Here is a 17,775-nt window from a genome sequence, read left to right as displayed (position 1 = left end):
AATATAGCCTTTATCATTTGGAACGATATGAGTGACGAGAAGACCCCATTTTCTGCGATTCTAGGTTCTTTTATTGAAAAATTACAAAATGCGAGAAATAAAAAATTTGTCTTCCTTTTAGTAGGTCGTACTGGAGTTGGAAAATCTAGCACTGTAAATTCATTAATGGGTAAGCCCATTGCTCAAGTAGGTGATTATGAGCCAACAACAATGGGAATTGAATCTTATGAGTCTGAAATGAGTGGAATTAATTTTACAGTTTTTGATACACCAGGATTATGTGATGATGTTGAGGAAGAGGGAAATGATGAAAAGTATTTGGGAAGTATGCGTTCAAAAGTAACACAAATTGATTCAATGTGGTTTGTTAGCCGCCTTGATGAAACAAGAGTTACTGCTGATGAAAAGCGGGGCATAAAACTTATTTCAGAAGCCTTTACTCCTAAGGTATGGGAACACGCTGTTATTGTTTTTACTTATGCCAATTCTGTTGGGGAGGAAAGATATCGAGAAGCTTTGAATAAAAGAACAGAGTTGATTAGGAAAGAGATAGCTAAATTTACTAGTATTGAAGTAGCAAACAGTATTCCATCAGTGGCTGTAGACAATAAGAGTAAAAAAACACCAGATGGCGAAGAATGGCTTGGAGAACTTTATACAAAAGTTTTCTTAAGAATATCTGAACGAGGAATTATCCCATTTTTAATGGCAACAGCTGATAGTATAAAACCACCGCGCAACGCAGATAAAAAAAGTTCCAATAATCCAAAAGAACTTAATTGGCGGTTTGCTGAAGAATATAGTCATACACAAGAAAGTGGAAAATATCAAGAACCGCGAATTAATCTTAATGATATACAGAAAGAAGTAGTAAAAAAGAAAATAATTGACGCTGGAATTATTCCAGCTTTAGCAGTAGCAGGGGCTAGTGCTGGAGCCACATTTGGACCAGTAGGAGCAGCAATCGGAGGTGGGGTTGGTGCAGTTGTAGGATTGGTTGCATGGTTATGGGGCTAAAGTATGCGTAAATTTTTGCTTGTTGGAAAAACAGGTGTTGGAAAATCCAGTTTTATCAATGCAACCTTTGGTAAATACTTGGCTCCCTCTTCAGAATTTGAAGCTTGTACGAAGATTGTTAAGCATTACGCTCAAAATACTCCATTTGGAGATATTTGCTTGATTGATACACCAGGATTAGCTGAAGATAACGCCTTACTAGATAAAGAGTACTTAGTTTTGATACAAAGAGAGGTCGATTTAAAGCAACTTGATGGCATCATTTATATAACGCGACTTAATGAAACAAGATTTCGTCCTGACGAGAAACAAACATTACGCTGTCTAACTAATTATCTGGGGTCTGAAATTTGGAATCAGTCATGGTTGGTTTTGACTTTTGCTGCATCTGTTTCAAATGATGTTCGTGACGCAGCTACACGACAAAAAATCAACCATATAGAAACATTTTTACAAAGTATTACAGGAGAAAATGACCTAGAACCTAAATTTAAAAAATTTCGACACAAGCTGCGAGTAGATAATTTAGTACGGGGATGGAGTCAAAAAGGTGTTCCTATTCTATCAATTCTGACAAAGGTTTCTAGAGATTCACTAGGAAGCCGATCGCACTCCTGCTCCTACAAAGCCGCATTTACAACACCTAAGGAATAACACATCGTGAAAGAAAGAGTACAGCAAATTCTAACCGACCTCGAACGCGTGCAAGAAAATTTACTAGCCCTATCCGATGATATTTGGCTCAATATCGAGCACAACGATTCACAAGCACTTCAGAAGGGATTTGAATTTAAGTTAGCGTTTAATGGCAAATTAGATAATTTTAACCAAGTAACTTCTGACATTTCAACTCTGATTGAACATTTTACTCATGTGAGTGCGGAACGAGTAGATGTTGCTTGCGAGGGAACTGTAGAACACGATCGCATTATCCGAGAGCTTGATTCAACTCAACCCCATACAATTGATGAAAGTTTTACTTACAAACGCCCTTACGGTTTTGTCTTTATGGGACAGGCTTATAAAGGTGTCAGTACTTGGAAGAGCTTGTATAAACTTTTTTGCGTACAACTGGCTGCAAAGGATATTAATCGATTTAAAGATTTTATTGAAAGCTCTGAGGCAAAAGCTCCTCGTGGTGGAGCTATGTTTGCAACTGAACCAACTCAACTGAGATCGGCTTTGGAAATTGCTCCTGGTATTTATGCTGAAGGAAATTTATCAGCAAACAGCATTCGCGACAGAATGAAGTCTTTGCTCGTTGCATTTGAAATTTCTTTTGATGAGATTTCGTTTTATCTACGTGAAGACCGCAATGCAGTGGGGGAATAATTGTTTCCAGTCATAGGAACTGTCTGTCAATATTAATCCTGTAAACCCGATTACTATTCAAACTTGCATTTACTTTTATGACTAAGTATTGTCGCGACCAGGCAAGAGAAGAACTTTGGTTAATGATGGGAGGTGGATTGCTAACAGGAGTTGGTAGTAGCGTTCCTTTTGTTGGTGCATTTTTATTTCAAGGTGGTCTAACTGTCGTACAAGCTATCATAGTTACTCGCATTGCCAAAATTTATAACGTTAATATAGTGGCAGCAGGTGGTGCTGGAGCACTGGCAGCTGCCATTATGGCAATGGGCGGGGGACAATTTTTTTGTAGGATAGGTGGTCGTATAGCAGGATTTGTTCCAATAGTGGGACAATTTGTACAACCCGCAATTGGTGCGGCAGCAGTGAAGGGGTTTGGTGAAGCAGCTATTATCTACTTTGAAAAGATGCACCCTAACAAGATTTATAACCCAAAGTAAATAGTCATTTGAGCGACAACAGAGCGATCGCGAAGAGTACCGCACTCCCAACACTACCCACTACCATCACCAGTAGTTGTGGGGGAAGTTCTTGTTCGGAATATCTCACCCCTACTTCCTCCCAGTCCTTAACTACAAAAACAGATATTAAATAAACTGACGCACAAATTTTCTCTCAGACGAAATTTTAAAAGCGATTGGGCTCGCATAACTTATTTCGCGAGTTACTACAACTACTCCTTTATCAACTCCTGCACTCGTTGCCATTCTTGAGGACTGACTTTGAAATTGGTGGAGTTAGGAGCACGAATGACCAATAAAGTTTCGAGTATGGGATCTTGCAGTAAATTGCTTTTTAGCAATGGCTGTTTTAGCAGCTTATGGGTGAATCGAATCATGGCTTGTTGTTTTTCTAAAGCACGACTGGCATCTATCCAATATTTTTTATCTGGAATATTTTTGATGAGTTGGGCAGGTTCGGTAACTTCTGCTAGTGCATAAATTCCTGCTTGAGTGCCAGATACCCAGACCATAACACCGTCGCCTGGAGCAATGTCTTGAGCGTAGCGAGTGACTAACCACGGCATTTGGTCAAAGTCTTTGATAGCGTCAAGAACTCGGTAATATTTAGGATTGCCTTGGAAAAGCCAGTAAGCCATGTAACTTCATTTTCAGGGATTAACAGAATTTTAACCTCAATAGTTTCTGCTACGCTTGTCTGAGGACGGGGAACAAAACCTTTAGGTGATCGCGCAATTGTGCTGTGCAAGTCGCACACTTTGTATCAAAACTTGTAACAGCCGAGGTTTTGAATATGGTACATTTGTATCGATCTCGGCAATCGCACGTTTAGTTTAAGGATGGAGTACAGAGTAAAAGTACCCAAGGGAAGCAATAGACATCTCCGAAAAATACAAATACGGCTCTATGACTAGCTTTCACTTCTGTACTTGCCAGTCGCAGATATCAGCCACTCTCAACGCTCAAATAAGCGTTTGAGATAGTTTCTGTCAATAACAAGGTAAAAACAAGTATCTATGTACACCACTTTTATTCAGGAAAAATAGCATGACTTGATATTTAAATAACCAGCGTTCCTATTCGGAATCTCACAAGTCCACATGTTGTCATAATTATTTTTTCATATTTACTTGAATTTAACCTAAATCTTTCCGAAGCAACTCTAAATATCTTAATTATACGAATTTGCATGACTACTTACTTTAGGTGCAGTATGTAAGGTAAGGTAACGAAGTCATTCAATACGGAAGTTTAGGGTAAGTGTAGGGAGATTAGATGTAAAGATTCTGTTAAGTTTCCCTAATCAATTGAAATTTTATACAAATTATCTTAAAATATACTAAATGTCATTATTTACTGGTAAATGCTAGCGAACTTTAAATCATTAAAAATAGACCGATATCCGTAAAGAGTAAAATTTCTTGTTATAGTCGCGTAAGAATTTGCAATTTTGGCATGATAGGTCGAAAAATATAATAATTAAGTTATATAACGATTATGGTTTACAAAACAACAAGTTTGTATTTTGATGTATTAGAGCAATAGTTTGTTGTGAACTATTTAGTAATGGTAGTATATATTTTAATTTTCTCGTTATTTATTGTTTGTAAGCATCATGTACCTGCGTTTGTAATACTTTATAAGTAAGTATAACTATATTGAATCCTGTAGGAGAATTTAAATGACACCTAATACATTGCAAGATTTAGCAAATCTTGCTCAAGTAATTTCTTTTCCTGTTACTTGTTTAGCGCTTGTGCTACAAATTACAAGTTGGCTAATACCAAATCCACTTGCTTTTAAATACTCATCTTTATTGCAAAAAACCCGCTCTGTTTTACCTTATATAATAGTTTCTGGTTCATCATTTTGGTTGGGTTCAACACAAGTATCCATTATAAATTGGTCAAATTATAATTTTTGGATCTCAATTGCACTAATTATCATATTAATTATAACAATTATCAGTGCAAGTAGATTTAACTTAAACCCGCCGAATTCTATGATTCGTGTAAAACGACAAGCACTTATAGATACAGGGATTCGTTTAATGCTTGCAACTAAAACCGAAGTAATTATGTTTGGAAGCGATATGTCATGGGCTAATGATTATGAAGAAGCTATTCAGAGAATAACTTCTCAGGGTAAGAAAGTTACTGTTCTATACGCATCTAGCCAAGCTACTGGAGTCCGGCGAAACGCAAAGATTTTAAAGGATGCAGGAGCAGTATTAGTGGCGACTTCATTTGATATCGGAATTAGAGGTATGCTTATAGACCCGTATGAACATGAAGATGCATTACTTTACATTGCATATAGAAGACTAAAACGTGGTAATAATTTTGATATTAGAGAAGGAGATAAAAGCTCTTCAAAAAGTCATGAATACTACGCAAAAATATATGATATGGAATATGATTCATTAGTTATAAAATCTGTTACTAAGTACTCAGAAATACTGCATTCAACCAAAGTATAAATAATGGACAAAAAAAGAGCTAAAGTTGTTGAGCTTGCAGGATTACCAGCTGCGGGAAAATCTACAATAATAGATATTTTAGAAAAAAAAATGAGAGATGAAGGGATTAATTGCAGGGTTGTACCAACAGCATCTAGTATCTCTCCAATAAGTAACTATAAAACTGAATGGACATTTGATATTTGGTCATTGTGTAGAACAGTTCAGCAACTTATTGAAGTAAGTAAAGATACAGATAATAAATTAATTCTTATGGAACGTGGTCTTATAGACTCAATATGTTGGTTAGAATTTTTTAAAAACTCAGGACAAGTAGAGCAATCAGTGTTGGAGACAATTAAAGAATTTGTTTTTATTCCAGAATGGTTTAATAGAATTGACCTAGTTATAGTGCTCCAAATTAAGTTTGAAACTGCTTTAGCTCGGGGACGTGAGACTGGCAAAATTACCAATTCAGTTATGTATACACATCTCAGAAAAGCCTATGATTCTACTTTGAAGAATCTTCAATTAAAGAAGCATTACAGTAATATTGTAGTTTATGAGACAGATAATTTATCTCCTTCTGATATGTATAAATTCTCAATTGAGCAATTAAATTTTATTGATAACACTATCTTAGGTAGCATCAAATAAAAAGCCTTGGCTGTACTTTAAAGTATAGGACGACGGGTGGTTTTAGCGGTCGTCTTAAGTGCAATCGCAATTCTCCTTCTCTTGGAAACTTGAACGTTTGCCTGCAATTATACTGTGCCATTTGCACATTCATTATAAAGTTTTGTAAGACTCTCTGTAAGTCCGGCGTATAAAATTGAGTTAAGCAAGGAGAAGACAGCACACTGCATACATAAAACAAATGACTGCGTAAATTGTCCTATTTGCGGCACTGCCGTCCAGCCTGACCCTAGTGGTCTATCGCAAAAGTTTTGAGAGGTTTGTAGTTGCGCTTCAGCGCCATAAAAACCAAATACAACTCAGATCAACCCCTCAAAATTAATGCGATAGACCACCAGATATCCAAAAGATGTTTGTAGCAATTGTGCAAAAAAAGTCTCCGAGCTTCATGGTAGGAAGCTCGTCTTCTACAAAGAATGCACTTTGGTAAATTATAAATGTCTCGATCTATGCTATGTAAGGTTGGTAAGATGTTGAGTAACTATATAAGCTAAAATAATAAAACTTGAGCTAAAATCGGCTCAATCACTAGTGAAGTATGAGGCAAGTTTCAGCAGAGTAATTTCTAAATAGAAAATTGACTTATGTCGGAATCAGATGATAGTAAAAAAGTCTCTAATAATGACTTAAGGAATTCCCAGATAAGTGGTAGTATCATTAATTCTGATACACTCCATGCTAATCAAATTGGAAATAATACCTTTAATATAAATATAAACGATTCATTTCAACTTCAACAAATATTTCAAGAATTTTTAGTAGCTAAGATAGAAAAGAGCGTAACACTTCCAGAGAAAGATAAAAAGGATGTAATAGGTTACTTCAACCAAAATAAAAATAGTGAGATAAACGGCAAGGATGATCTACTTTCAATAGTTGAAAAAATTGGTAATAGTGAAACAATTTATTCACACTACTTAATCGCCAAGTATTTAGAGACAAATAAGGCAAGATGTAATTTGACTATGTTTGCTATTGCATCGACTCTAAGAAATATAGATATTAATAAGTTTTATAAAAAAGATGAAAATGTATATAAAGCTGTAAAAGTCTTCTGCGATTTATTGTTTGTATGTCTAGAATGGCTCTATAATTCCGTTAAATCTTTTTCTGCTTTACGTATTAAAGATAAGGATAAAAAGAGGTTGAGTTCTTGCCCATATGAACTAATGGAATATGCTTTTGGAGTTCTAAAAAAAGAAGCTGAAGGGTGGACAGAGAATGCAGAAGTAGCTAAAGAGGTTGAAATATACCTGAATTTACTACTCCGGCAAATCTATGATTAATAAAAATTAATCTTGCTCGGGCATCTCATCATATTCAATACTGGGTTCAAATTCAGGTAAGAGTTGTCTATAGGCTTCACATATAGTTATCGCAGCCGTTATTTCTCCATTTTTATTTGCAGATGATGATTCAAGCTTTTTTAAGTCAGCAATACATCTACTAACATAATCTAAACTAAGGGAATCTGTATCGGTTTCGTAAAATACGTTCATATTTGCTCTTGCCTAACACTTCATTCAACTTTTCAAGTAATGAAGCAATATTCAGGAAAAACAAATTAAAGAGTTAACAAAAGATAATACGCTTAAAGAACATGGCTCAATGGCAGATCCCTCTGTAACCAACCATCATGTAAAGCTGGAAAACATTTCTGGGGAAGAATTTCAGAAAAATTTGTTGGAGCAACCGTGCTGTTACAACAAACAGATGTAATATATGCCAGTACTTGACAACGGGGACAAACCACTAAGTTTCATCCATCAAGTTATCTATGGTTATGTTTTTTCTTCACACTGTAGTTGTATTGGTTCGTGCTCGGTTGAATCCATTGGTCGAATTGCGGTTTGGTTTTCTAGAGGTGCGATCGTATGAGTTTCTAACAAATTGGTCGCATCTTTTGCAAGCCGAACAGGGATACATTTGTACTTCCGTAGGCAGTTAACCGATCGCTCTGTGCCATCCGTATTGAGGAACGGGCTTCGAGCCACGCAACGAACTGGCAATATATTTTTCTAGCAGCAGTAGATGGCGATCGTTGTATGCCCACAATACGTGCTGGCGATTGAACGAGGTCAATCCTCTTGATGAAGATAGTTATCGTCCTAACGAATTTACAACAAAGCTAAAGGAAAATTTTTGACAAAAAACCCATGAACCGTGTTACTTCTTGAAAAAATTGGTATCTCTATGTAACTATTGCATTTCTCAATTCGATTTTCTATTTGGAAATTTAAATTATTAGGGTACGTACTATCGAGAGGTAAAAAACTCAGGTCAGTGCGATCTCACTCACGAACCCTAGGTAAGATTTTCTCGCTTGGTTTTATGGTAGGAGCGGGGTTCTTTACTTCGGTAGGAGCGCTTGGTAACTTGCAGGGCAAGCGCTTTTGAGTGAACAGACGGGTGAAGTCATGTGCAACCGCTTTCTAGAACACCGATTCAGTAATCGGAATCATGACGAAAAAACCAGGTCTCGTTGGGTTGCAACAAGGAATATTTGCTTGTAAAAGACGTTAAAACAGGGTTTATCAGTCTTATGTTTTATTAATGAATCGGTGTTCTAGAACAGTTCTTTTCACTACCTCTTTGGCATTTACTGGGGCTTTGCGATCGCCATCGATAACTTTATTATGATGAACTAAAATCTATAGGATAAATTTTTTCGACAAGAGGACTAACTACGCTTTTTGGAGTATACAGGCAAGGAGCAAGGGTCATATTTTCAAAAAAAATTCTGAGAAAATAAAAAAGGCTAGGCTAGGGACAGCCTAGCCTTAAGACTACAAAGTGTACAAGAATTTTAACAAATAAATTATGGAAGAAAAACAAGAACCAAATTTAAACAACTTCCTCTACTAAAAGCATGAATATAGAGGAAAATTCACACCCCAAAGACTTGTTTTTAATGCAAATTTACAAGAATTTGTGACACGAGTAAGCTACATTTGCAATTTACAAACTCTTGGTAAAATTTCACCGGAAGAAGTTTACAATCAAATTAGCAGACTTTGGGAGCAATTAGAGAAGAGCTATAGCAATCCTAAATCATTTGTAAAAAATCACATATATAGATAGAATGGCAATGTAAATAGCGCTCTCTTGGGTGCATGGTGGGATTTATGGAAGAGTTGATGGAATTCATTCAAGCCAATCCAGATCCTAGAGAACTGAAACGAGCACTGGCTGTAAAAATGGTAATGCAAATGATAGCTTCACCTTTTTTAACGCAATTAGGTACTTCAGCACCAAAATCAATATCAGGAAAAGATTTTCTTGAAAACTATTGCTTAAGTATGTGAGTTAAACAAATGATTTAGTATTCTTTAATACTTCGATACGCTAAACCTCCTCCGATAATTGCCGTACTTAGTACTATTGCCCAACCTGTGGGATTACTGATTAAAAGTAAGCCCGTTGCTACTGCTTTTCCTCCAATTATAGCTGTGCCTACTGAAGTTGAACCCACCCCTAGGAAGTATGCTAAGTAAGACCCCAACATTCCAGAACTAACAGTAGCTGTCCCCGTCACAAAAATTTTTTTCATTACGCCAAATGGAGCAACTCGTACTTTTTCAAGCATCTGTACTGTGGACAAGTAAAAAACATCTTTGCGAGTATCTTCAACACGATCAAGCACAGTCCAATAAAGCTGTTGAATCCATGTTAGTCCGTCTGGCGGATTGACTTTTTCCAGATTAGTATTATCTACAGCCACAGATGGGATTGCATAGACAGTATCGTTACTCAATTGAAGTGCTATTAAAGCTGCATGAATACGTTTGGTTCGTTCGCTTAAATATTCCTCAAAACGTGAGTCTGCCACTTTATCCGAGCATGTGAATACAATAACCGATTTTTTCCAAAACAGTTCACCAAATGCTTTAGTAATTAAACGTAACCCCCTTTTCTCATTGGCATCAACTCTGGGTTCATCTAAACGGGTAACAAAGAAAACTGCGTCAATAGGATATGAAATTTTCTTGCGTATCAACTCAATATATTCGGCATCCTTGCCTACTTCTTCTAAATCATCACACAATCCAGGGGTATCAATTACGCGAACAATGGCTCCATTTAAATCTTTTTCATAAGTAGTTACATCCACTGTACAGGGGTCAAAATCTCTGACAGGCGCAACATTCGCACCCATTAACGAATTAACGGTGCTGGATTTCCCAACTCCTGTTTTACCTACAAGTAGAAAAGTGAAAGTTTGACCTTTGGCTTGCTCTAAAGATTGTCGCAACTTTTCAACTACTGGCTTTACCTCTTCCGGTAATGTCTCATAAATATCTTCTACATCAGTAGCTTTTACCTCTTCTGGTAACGCCTCATGAATATCTTCATGTGGAATTTCTAAACTATAATCTTTTCCTTCAGTAGCCTGCATTCTTTCAAGTTTTATAATTTCAGCACCAGTTCTCTCTATTTCCTCCATTAGTTCTTGAATCTTATTTTGAATGTTTTGCTTTTTACCTGGATCATCTTCACAAAGAAGTTTTTTGCGATAGTCACCAATTAATAAAATTGCCTCTTTAATGTTGCCTTCGAGTATTTGAATTATTTCACTTTTCCAATTCATAATTTCCAATCCTATTTATTCCATGACTTTGTTTTCCAACGCTCCCATATTTCCTTTATCTTGATTCCAGTCCCCAGCCCTAATTCACCTTCATATGAAAGGAGAAATGGGATGATTGGAATGGAAACTTTTAATGCCTGCTTTGCATCAAGAGTAGGATGATTCAATACTTCAACTATTGCTTCATTTCCACTTGGTAGCTGAAAACCTTTCTCTTTCAGCAAAGCTAGAGTTTGTTGTAATTGAGTGAGTACTAGTTTTGTTTCTTCTTCACTAACTTGATTAGACTCAACTACCTCTAACACGGATTCTACTTCAACTACTTGAGCCTCTTCAAGCTGGTTTGCTATTGGAGCAACTAAATCTTTTTCATCAGTAGTAAAGTGTACAAAGATAGTTTGGTGTAAAGCTGCTTGACTATCAGCAAGCCAATTTAACTTACTATCTATTTGCTGAAGTTGGCTTGTAATAATTGAAATTTGTTCTTTAGGCTGCTCCTTAGTCAATTGCTCTTGAATAGCTATTAACTCACTTTCATATTCATCTCGTTGTTTTCTCAAATCTTCAATACGACGACGATATTTATTTTTTGTTCCCGGATCAGGCTCGTCTATCAGTTCCACGCGATATTCATTAAGCAATTTGAGGACTCGAACAACGTTGTCTTCCAGTTGCTGTAAGCGCATTTGCATGATGCTAGGTAGCATATAAAACCTTATAACTAATTCTGCTCGTAGCATAACTAGAGCAAGTTGACTGTATTTGTCAGTAGATCACCCAGAGATTCAGGTAGGAAAAGGATTCCGACACTTTAATTACAAAATCATGGATTTAGTGAAATTAATAACTATTATACCATTTTTTCTGTACAACTACTGAAGCTTGAACAAAAAACGCTAACAAAATGACCTCAAACGCGCATCCCACAAAACTAACATCATTTTACTTAGCCTGTTGGTATCAAGGTTTCAGGTTTCGATATTTACAACACAGCCCCCGGTGCAACGCACCGAGGGCTTAATTATTCACACGACGGGCGATTACTTGAAGGGAGGCTTTGAGTGATCGCAATCCTATACCATCTCAGCCCCAACAGGCGCAACCTGAAAAGATGAAGCGCCTAACCTTAGATATCCCTGAATCGCTTCACAGTGCAATCAAGCGCCAAGCTGTTGATGCAAGGGTGACAATAGCTGACCTGTTACGAGAGTTGTTAGAGCAGCACTATGGTAGCAAGGGCTAAATGTATTTACAGAAATACAGAAATTGTTGTAGGGGCGATCGCTCTGCGCTCTGTGCCACTTGCACACTCATCGTAAAGTTTTGTAAAAATCTATGTGAGTCCGGCGTATAAAATTGAGTTAAGCAACATGAAAAGACATTGCATCTCCTCAACCCACGCATAAGGGCGGTAAGCGCTCTTTCAGCTTGCGCTGCGCGATAAGCCGAGTACGGCTTACGCCTTCATGCGATCGCACTTTTAGTTTAAAGGGTGGGGGTGCGATAAGCTTCGTTTAACGGCTTAAGCCACATCGAACTTTTTGCGGGCGAAAGCCTACCGCTTTAGTGGTTGCACTCACTACTACTATCACATCCCACCATCCCTCTAATTCTCTTGGATATTTGCGTATTTTCTACCTAAGTTCCGCACAGCTTAATCCTCAATTTCCAACAAATCTTCTATGGGAACGCCAAAATAACGAGACAGCTTAACTAGCGTTATCCAATCCCCTTTCTCTGTTCCTTTCTTCAATGCTGTTATTGCCTTGGGGTTCATATAAAAGCAATTCAGCCTGTTCAACAACAAACTGTTTGAGTTGGCTTAACGTGAACTTGAATTCTTGTATTTTTTAGGCAATGGGCAAAGACCCACTGTAGGCGATCGCAATTTCGGTTTGGTAAAGAGTGTGATCGCCTAATTATGCAAATTATCTCCATTAATTCATGTCCACTAACTTTGTGAAGATTGCTAGGGTATATATCCCTTAAAAAATAATGGTATAGAAGGTATTTTGACAAACTTTACTTCTCTGCAACTGGAGTTGTTGGAATAGGAGAGCAGGCGATCGCTTTGTCGAAGGTGATTTACTGGCCGATCGGATGGTACAAACCATCATCTTTATAGCGCCAACCCGTTTTGCTTGTATCTCGATCCCGAGACCACCTCTCAAACTCGACTTCGCTCAAACTTTTTCTTTGTTTGATTAGGGTGGATACTCCAACTGCCAATCGGCGAGCTAAATTTTCTGATAGTATTGGGCTGAAGTTCGAGAGTCTGCTGTACGACGTAGGGATTACCGTATGGCGTTCTGTATCCCTTTCTTTGACCGTATTGTTTCTGTACAACGGCTCCTTAAAAATAATAATCGTTTAGGAAGACTGGCTTAATCTATTTGTTTAATACTTTCCAAACATCCTCTAAGGCATTACCTAATAGCTGCGTGTAATATAGCAAATAAGCTAATATACGCAAAAATTAACGATACAACAATGTATATATAGAAAAATACGTGATATTATCCAAAATAAGTTTTTAATAAGCAAAATTCTGTATTTAACAGTAGTCTCTAAAGCAATTACTTATTGCATAATGTTTTAGTGAGAAATCAACCATGAATAAGCTCAAGCCTGTTTGGATTATTTTTATATCTTTAGTAACATTAACAAGTTTAAGTAGTAATGTGCGGGCACAATCGGATATCTTCATTACACAACCGCAGCTACCTCCCACAATAAATACACCGGCATTGTCAATAGAGCAGCAAATGCTACAAAGGAATGGAAGTAGCATACCACGCAGCACTTCCATACGACGCCACATAGTAAAAGTTACCCCAAAGTTGAAGGGAGCCTTGCAAAAATGTAACAATGCATATATCAGCGGCTACCTGGGAATGAGCCTTAGAGACCCCAATCGATATATTCCGCCGCAAGTATTACAGAGAGCAAGGCAGTGTGGGGCTATTTAGCTAAAACCGACATTTATCCCACATCTGACCGAAGCTTTTATGAAAACTTGCATTATTAATACAGAAATAAGTTTTTAGACGAAATCCCCATGGGCTGGTTGGTGTCATTATATGAGAATTAAGCTGGAATACCCTGGAATAGCAAATTATTGGATTATGCAAAGGATAGAGTTTTTCGCGATTATGTAAAAAGTGGCAAATGTCCCAGAAATTAAGAAGTCATTTTCGATAACTTGGAGACCCCATTTTTTAATCCAGTTTGGGAGTGGGTTTCAGCTTTCAATGCATATAGTTCATTTGTTCGCGCCCAATGGGCTCGGTAAAAAGACCCAACAGCCAGATACAGAACTAGAGCTAGTGCAACTGGAGTTGTTGGAATAGGAGAGCAGGCGAGATCGCATTGTTGAAGGTAATTCACTGGCCGATTGGATGGTACAATCCATCATCTTTATAGCGCCAACCCGTTTTACTTGTATCCCGACCTCGAGACCACTTCTCAAACTCGACTTCGCTCAAATTTTTCCTTTGTTTGATTAGGGTGGATACCTCAACTGCCAATCGGCGAGCTAAATTTTCTTCAGTAAAGGGCTGAAGTTCGAGAGGCTGCTGTACGACGTAGGGATTGTTATACGGTGTTCTGTATCCCTTTCTTTGACCGTATTGTTTCTGCACAACGGCTGATTCCAGTATGGTGAGCTTTAGTGTAACGGCTTCGAGCTTCTGCTCCAAACTGCTCAAGGATTTCTCTAACTTTGCTATCGATTTGCTATCGGTATCGCTATCGCTATCAGCCAATCGGGATTCCAATTCCTCTACCCTTTCGGCTAACTGTCTTACTGCTTCACTATTGCCTTCATAATCGATATCGCTATTGCTATCAATATTCGCTATCAAATCCTGTAACCCTTTTAAGTTAGTTTTTATAAATCTAGCCAATGATTGATGCTTAAGGGGTAAGACATCAATCTCTTAAAGTCTACCTTAAGCAAGGGCAAGAAACGTGCTTTTTCAAGTCTTGTTTTATCTATTATTTCCATAGAAATGTAGACTTAAGTGTAAGCTTAATGTGAGGTTAGTGTAGACTTAAAATCCTTATTTATCAAGGCTTATGTAGGCTGTGTCAACCTAATCATACATGAGTTTTTTTCCTTTTTTTAAAGTTAAAAAACAGAAATACTTTTAAATTGCCAAATGCCGCCCGCTCTTAACACTCTGTTTATGAAACTCTAAAGATTATTTATGCATTCTTCACTCTGTAATTTGAATTTACCGTTAAACTATGCGTATATACAGACAATAACTAAATAAATCTTTATAACTCAAATAAAACGCCTCCAGAAATCACACGCTCTTTGGCGTTTTAGTTTTATAAGCGATCGCCCTTGGCGCAAGCCGTACCCGGCTTATCGCACTCCCATACCGATGTAATAAACCATTAAGCACTGTGACAGTTGTAGCCCAACACTACACAGCACAGTGCTTATTTTTCATTGGTTGTGTAGCACGATATCATCCGGCTGCTGTGCTTAACAATGTGCCAGTTAACAAGTCCCCTTGCAGGGTGAGTGCTGTGTAAAGGAAATGGCGAAGCGTTAGCTATAGCAAATGAAATCATAAAGTTTCCATCCCCTTGCGGGGTGAGTGCTGTGTAAAGTAAGCCATGGCTAAGCAAATAAATCCGATCGGTTCCCCAAAGTTTCCATCCCCTTGCGGGGCGTTGTAAGTGTAAAGCCAAAAGGTAGTCCCGCTTGGAGTCTGCATGATGTGTTTCCATCCCCTTGCGGGGCGTTGTAAGTGTAAAGAAACAATGACGGCACTATTGCAGCAACTATCCGAGGGTTTCCATCCCCTTGCGGGGCGTTGTAAGTGTAAAGTAACGAAACAATGTACGAAGAAACAATTGCTCTGACAAGTTTCCATCCCCTTGCGGGGCGTTGTAAGTGTAAAGCTGGCTTATTCTGCTTAAGTGGAGTGGTGTTCCTTCGTTTCCATCCCCTTGCGGGGCGTTGTAAGTGTAAAGGTAAAAAAAATTATAGAACAAGGAAACTTTAGAGAAGTTTCCATCCCCTTGCGGGGCGTTGTAAGTGTAAAGCGTCACTATTAAATGTGACGGCACAACAGTTGAAGGTTTTCATCCCCTTGCGGGGCGTTGTAAGTGTAAAGAAGTTCTTTGTAAATACGAAGAGCATATGTGGTTTCCATCCCCTTGCGGGGCGTTGTAAGTGTAAAGTAACTGCGATGTTGTTTAGTAAGAAAGGTCATTAGGTTTCCATCCCCTTGCGGGGCGTTGTAAGTGTAAAGTTCAAGTACCAGCAACCCTGTTGCTAGGGTCGTTTGTTTCCATCCCCTTGCGGGGCGTTGTAAGTGTAAAGAGTTCACTTCTGGAAACCTTACTGTGAGCGGGTTTCAGACCCCCCAATCGACGCATCTCTAAAAAATCATCAAAATTTTTCTAAAAGCGGTCAATTTTGCAGTCTGAAAACCTTACAGCGTAAGCCATCGACGCATCTCAACGAAGTTATGCGGTTTTCAAGGATCGGGCGAGATGCGTCGATTTTAATCAACACAATAGCTGTAGAATACATCATATTACTTATTTTGTCAAGCCCCCATAAGAGCGATACGGCTTTAGCCGAAGTGCGAAGCTATCGCATGAAGGCGCAAGCTGAAAGAGCGCTTATTGCCCAGCCGCGCAAGCCTCTCCCAGCTTATCGCTTGGGGACTGCTTTTAGGGGTATATTGAGCGATCGCTACCAAAAAAAATGCCCTGCCAAACACAGAGCATCAAATGAACGATATAAAGAAAGAAATTGAGAATCCTATGGTTTGACTTTCAACTGGGAATTCTAAACTTAAAAATTACACATAATATAAATCCATCTCAAGTTTCCTTGGCGATTCATACTATTCAAATTACAGTCACAAAATGAAGGACTTGTGGAGATGCCAAAATTTGTCGTGCGAGCAGGTGTCGGTAGTAGTGCGACACGCCTTTGGCGATAAGCTCACCCGCACGGAAAAGTTAGCCCTAATGTTAGGGCTAATAGGGGTCAAAGTTTTTAATTAGCGGTTAACGTTGGTGTGACGTTTGCTGGCATATGTAAATAGCTTTGTAGATAAGGTAAGCGAGAAGATAACTTCAATCAGAATCTACCGAAGGACCAAAATTGCCCTTCGGTAGATGTGGCAAAGACCTTAAACAAACAGTACAAAGTTAGCGCTACTCAAAACCTATCCAAACTTAAGCACCTCTATAGTGTAGTAGCAATGATTACCTTAGTGGTGGTAATGGCAATTATTGTAACATTCTTTTTTTAAGGACTGGAGTTAAATGCTCCCCATCGTTAATGAGTCGAGAACAAGCTAGCTCAAAAGCTGACTCTACATCTTGAAGATCTGCAAAAACCTCATAAAATCCGGTAGCAAAATCAATAGCTACTTTATCCCCAATTTCCCGATTTATGCCGATCGCATAATTAACACATTGGCTAATTGCATTGGCTTGCGCTTGTGAGAAACAAGCGTTGAGTACCACACACTCTACACCGTTAGTAGAAAATGCCTCAATAAGTGCATCTGTGTTCAAAACCGTTGGCTGTCCCCAATCATCTTCTAGTAAAATTCCATCTTCTCCAGCACAGTGCCCAGATACATGAACAATTTGAGGCTGATAATCTAAAATTGCTTGGAACAAATCCCGCGCACGCACTGCATATTTTATCTCTAGTATAAACCGTTCGCGATTGTTCGAGCGTCGGAATACTTCATCGATTTTGCGTGCCTCTTCATCTAATCGCAGTCTTGGAGTGCTTGCAGGATTTGCAAATAGAATTAAAATAGTTGTGATAGCTGGGTTGTTACTCATAAGTAACCCTAAGTGTATGTGTGCATCTTATTTTTTTGCTAAAACTGGTTGACCTGTTGCTACAACAGTTTCAACAATGTCAGCTGCCTTAACTACACCACCTGCTCTGTGATTCAATGCTTTAAAGTGCATAGCAGACGCTTTACAAGCAGGATTTGTCATAACTTACTCAAGTGCTGCTTGCAGTCGTTCGCTATTAAGTTGATTTTGTCAAACTATTTGACCTGCTCCAATCCATTGTACGCAGTGAGCGATCGCTAACTGTTCGTGATCTAAAGGAATGACAACGAGTGGCACTCCAGAGGATAGAGCGTCTTACTTTGAATTTTAGATGGCGCTATCTGAGTCAGTAA

Annotated in this window: 21 protein-coding genes, 1 pseudogene and 1 CRISPR repeat array; of the genes and pseudogenes, 13 read left to right on the top strand and 9 right to left on the bottom strand. The window is 38.3% G+C overall.

Annotated features, from left to right (window positions below; all coding sequences use genetic code 11):
* The first annotated feature begins 27 nt into the window (after positions 1-27).
* The 4 genes from AB0756_RS39120 to AB0756_RS39105 all read left to right on the top strand — a co-directional run bounded on the left by AB0756_RS39120 (position 28) and on the right by AB0756_RS39105 (position 2,825).
* Positions 28-1,017: a GTPase gene (locus tag AB0756_RS39120; protein WP_050046041.1), complete on the top strand. Its 990-nt coding sequence runs from the start codon at positions 28-30 to the stop codon at positions 1,015-1,017.
* 3 nt (positions 1,018-1,020) lie between these two features.
* Positions 1,021-1,671 carry a GTPase gene (locus tag AB0756_RS39115; RefSeq protein WP_038093835.1) on the top strand — a complete coding sequence of 217 codons (651 nt, stop codon included), beginning with the start codon at positions 1,021-1,023 and terminating at the stop codon, positions 1,669-1,671.
* Between the two features lie 6 nt (positions 1,672-1,677).
* A complete protein-coding gene (locus AB0756_RS39110; RefSeq protein WP_038093833.1) occupies positions 1,678-2,349 on the top strand; it encodes a hypothetical protein in 672 nt (223 codons plus the stop codon).
* Between the two features lie 77 nt (positions 2,350-2,426).
* Positions 2,427-2,825, top strand: a complete 399-nt coding sequence (locus AB0756_RS39105; RefSeq protein ID WP_038093830.1) for a hypothetical protein — start codon at positions 2,427-2,429, stop codon at positions 2,823-2,825.
* A gap of 233 nt (positions 2,826-3,058) precedes the next feature.
* Here AB0756_RS39105 and AB0756_RS39100 read toward each other — a convergent pair whose 3' ends face one another.
* Positions 3,059-3,484: an EVE domain-containing protein gene (locus tag AB0756_RS39100; RefSeq protein WP_038093828.1), complete on the bottom strand. Its 426-nt coding sequence runs from the start codon at positions 3,482-3,484 to the stop codon at positions 3,059-3,061.
* Positions 3,485-4,527: 1,043 nt separating this feature from the next.
* Between AB0756_RS39100 and AB0756_RS39095 the strand changes: the two genes are divergently transcribed.
* The 3 genes from AB0756_RS39095 (at position 4,528) to AB0756_RS39085 (ending at position 7,286) form a co-directional block, all read left to right on the top strand.
* The gene (locus tag AB0756_RS39095) at positions 4,528-5,325 is read left to right on the top strand and encodes a hypothetical protein (RefSeq protein ID WP_050046040.1); all 798 of its coding nucleotides are present in this window, start codon (positions 4,528-4,530) and stop codon (positions 5,323-5,325) included.
* Positions 5,326-5,328: 3 nt separating this feature from the next.
* Positions 5,329-5,961 (top strand): ATP-binding protein, encoded by a 633-nt coding sequence (locus AB0756_RS39090; protein ID WP_038093822.1) that lies wholly within the window; start codon positions 5,329-5,331, stop codon positions 5,959-5,961.
* A 623-nt stretch (positions 5,962-6,584) separates the two neighbouring features.
* The gene (locus AB0756_RS39085; RefSeq protein WP_038093819.1) at positions 6,585-7,286 is read left to right on the top strand and encodes a hypothetical protein; all 702 of its coding nucleotides are present in this window, start codon (positions 6,585-6,587) and stop codon (positions 7,284-7,286) included.
* Between the two features lie 6 nt (positions 7,287-7,292).
* Here the strand turns inward: AB0756_RS39085 and AB0756_RS39080 are convergent, their stop codons facing one another.
* Positions 7,293-7,499: a hypothetical protein gene (locus tag AB0756_RS39080; protein WP_038093816.1), complete on the bottom strand. Its 207-nt coding sequence runs from the start codon at positions 7,497-7,499 to the stop codon at positions 7,293-7,295.
* A gap of 278 nt (positions 7,500-7,777) precedes the next feature.
* Here AB0756_RS39080 and AB0756_RS39075 point away from each other — a divergent pair, with 278 nt between their 5' ends.
* The gene (locus tag AB0756_RS39075) at positions 7,778-7,948 is read left to right on the top strand and encodes a hypothetical protein (RefSeq protein ID WP_153021484.1); all 171 of its coding nucleotides are present in this window, start codon (positions 7,778-7,780) and stop codon (positions 7,946-7,948) included.
* Here the strand turns inward: AB0756_RS39075 and AB0756_RS39070 are convergent.
* On the bottom strand, positions 7,945-8,082 hold the full coding sequence (locus AB0756_RS39070; protein WP_153021483.1) for a hypothetical protein: 138 nt from the start codon (positions 8,080-8,082) through the stop codon (positions 7,945-7,947). The two genes, AB0756_RS39075 and AB0756_RS39070, sit on opposite strands and share 4 nt — an antisense overlap.
* Before the next feature lie 816 nt (positions 8,083-8,898).
* Here AB0756_RS39070 and AB0756_RS40090 point away from each other — a divergent pair.
* A pseudogene (locus tag AB0756_RS40090) lies at positions 8,899-9,081 on the top strand (DUF7219 family protein); the annotation flags it as partial.
* A 44-nt stretch (positions 9,082-9,125) separates the two neighbouring features.
* Entirely contained in the window at positions 9,126-9,305 is a 180-nt protein-coding gene (locus tag AB0756_RS39065) for a hypothetical protein (protein WP_137986378.1), read from the top strand.
* A gap of 14 nt (positions 9,306-9,319) precedes the next feature.
* On the opposite strand, the gene AB0756_RS39060 is transcribed toward AB0756_RS39065, so the two are convergent.
* Positions 9,320-10,588, bottom strand: coding sequence for a GTPase (locus tag AB0756_RS39060; protein ID WP_038093810.1), 1,269 nt, complete (start codon positions 10,586-10,588; stop codon positions 9,320-9,322).
* An 11-nt stretch (positions 10,589-10,599) separates the two neighbouring features.
* On the bottom strand, positions 10,600-11,328 hold the full coding sequence (locus AB0756_RS39055) for a hypothetical protein (protein WP_408037969.1): 729 nt from the start codon (positions 11,326-11,328) through the stop codon (positions 10,600-10,602).
* A 317-nt stretch (positions 11,329-11,645) separates the two neighbouring features.
* Between AB0756_RS39055 and AB0756_RS39050 the strand changes: the two genes are divergently transcribed.
* Entirely contained in the window at positions 11,646-11,831 is a 186-nt protein-coding gene (locus AB0756_RS39050; RefSeq protein WP_050046037.1) for a hypothetical protein, read from the top strand.
* A 411-nt stretch (positions 11,832-12,242) separates the two neighbouring features.
* Here AB0756_RS39050 and AB0756_RS39045 read toward each other — a convergent pair whose 3' ends face one another.
* A complete protein-coding gene (locus AB0756_RS39045) occupies positions 12,243-12,365 on the bottom strand; it encodes a hypothetical protein (RefSeq protein WP_408037967.1) in 123 nt (40 codons plus the stop codon).
* An 835-nt stretch (positions 12,366-13,200) separates the two neighbouring features.
* Here AB0756_RS39045 and AB0756_RS39040 point away from each other — a divergent pair.
* Positions 13,201-13,557, top strand: a complete 357-nt coding sequence (locus AB0756_RS39040) for a hypothetical protein (protein ID WP_137986377.1) — start codon at positions 13,201-13,203, stop codon at positions 13,555-13,557.
* Between the two features lie 414 nt (positions 13,558-13,971).
* Here the strand turns inward: AB0756_RS39040 and AB0756_RS39035 are convergent, their stop codons facing one another.
* Entirely contained in the window at positions 13,972-14,451 is a 480-nt protein-coding gene (locus tag AB0756_RS39035) for a hypothetical protein (RefSeq protein ID WP_408104051.1), read from the bottom strand.
* A 724-nt stretch (positions 14,452-15,175) separates the two neighbouring features.
* A CRISPR array of direct repeats spans positions 15,176-15,929; the repeat unit is 36 nt; unit sequence GTTTCCATCCCCTTGCGGGGCGTTGTAAGTGTAAAG.
* Positions 15,930-16,077: 148 nt separating this feature from the next.
* Here AB0756_RS39035 and AB0756_RS39030 point away from each other — a divergent pair.
* Positions 16,078-16,371: a hypothetical protein gene (locus AB0756_RS39030; protein ID WP_038072036.1), complete on the top strand. Its 294-nt coding sequence runs from the start codon at positions 16,078-16,080 to the stop codon at positions 16,369-16,371.
* A gap of 481 nt (positions 16,372-16,852) precedes the next feature.
* On the opposite strand, the gene AB0756_RS39025 is transcribed toward AB0756_RS39030, so the two are convergent.
* Positions 16,853-17,422 carry a CHAT domain-containing protein gene (locus AB0756_RS39025; RefSeq protein WP_038072034.1) on the bottom strand — a complete coding sequence of 190 codons (570 nt, stop codon included), beginning with the start codon at positions 17,420-17,422 and terminating at the stop codon, positions 16,853-16,855.
* Positions 17,423-17,449: 27 nt separating this feature from the next.
* Positions 17,450-17,584 (bottom strand): hypothetical protein, encoded by a 135-nt coding sequence (locus AB0756_RS39020; protein ID WP_408037379.1) that lies wholly within the window; start codon positions 17,582-17,584, stop codon positions 17,450-17,452.
* Positions 17,585-17,775: the final 191 nt, after the last annotated feature.

Origin of the sequence: Tolypothrix campylonemoides VB511288_2, assembly GCF_045999855.1 — a bacterium.
Classification (GTDB): domain Bacteria; phylum Cyanobacteriota; class Cyanobacteriia; order Cyanobacteriales; family Nostocaceae; genus Scytonema; species Scytonema bouteillei_A.
Note: the sequence above shows the minus strand (reverse complement) of the source record. Positions and strands in the feature narration are given on the sequence as shown.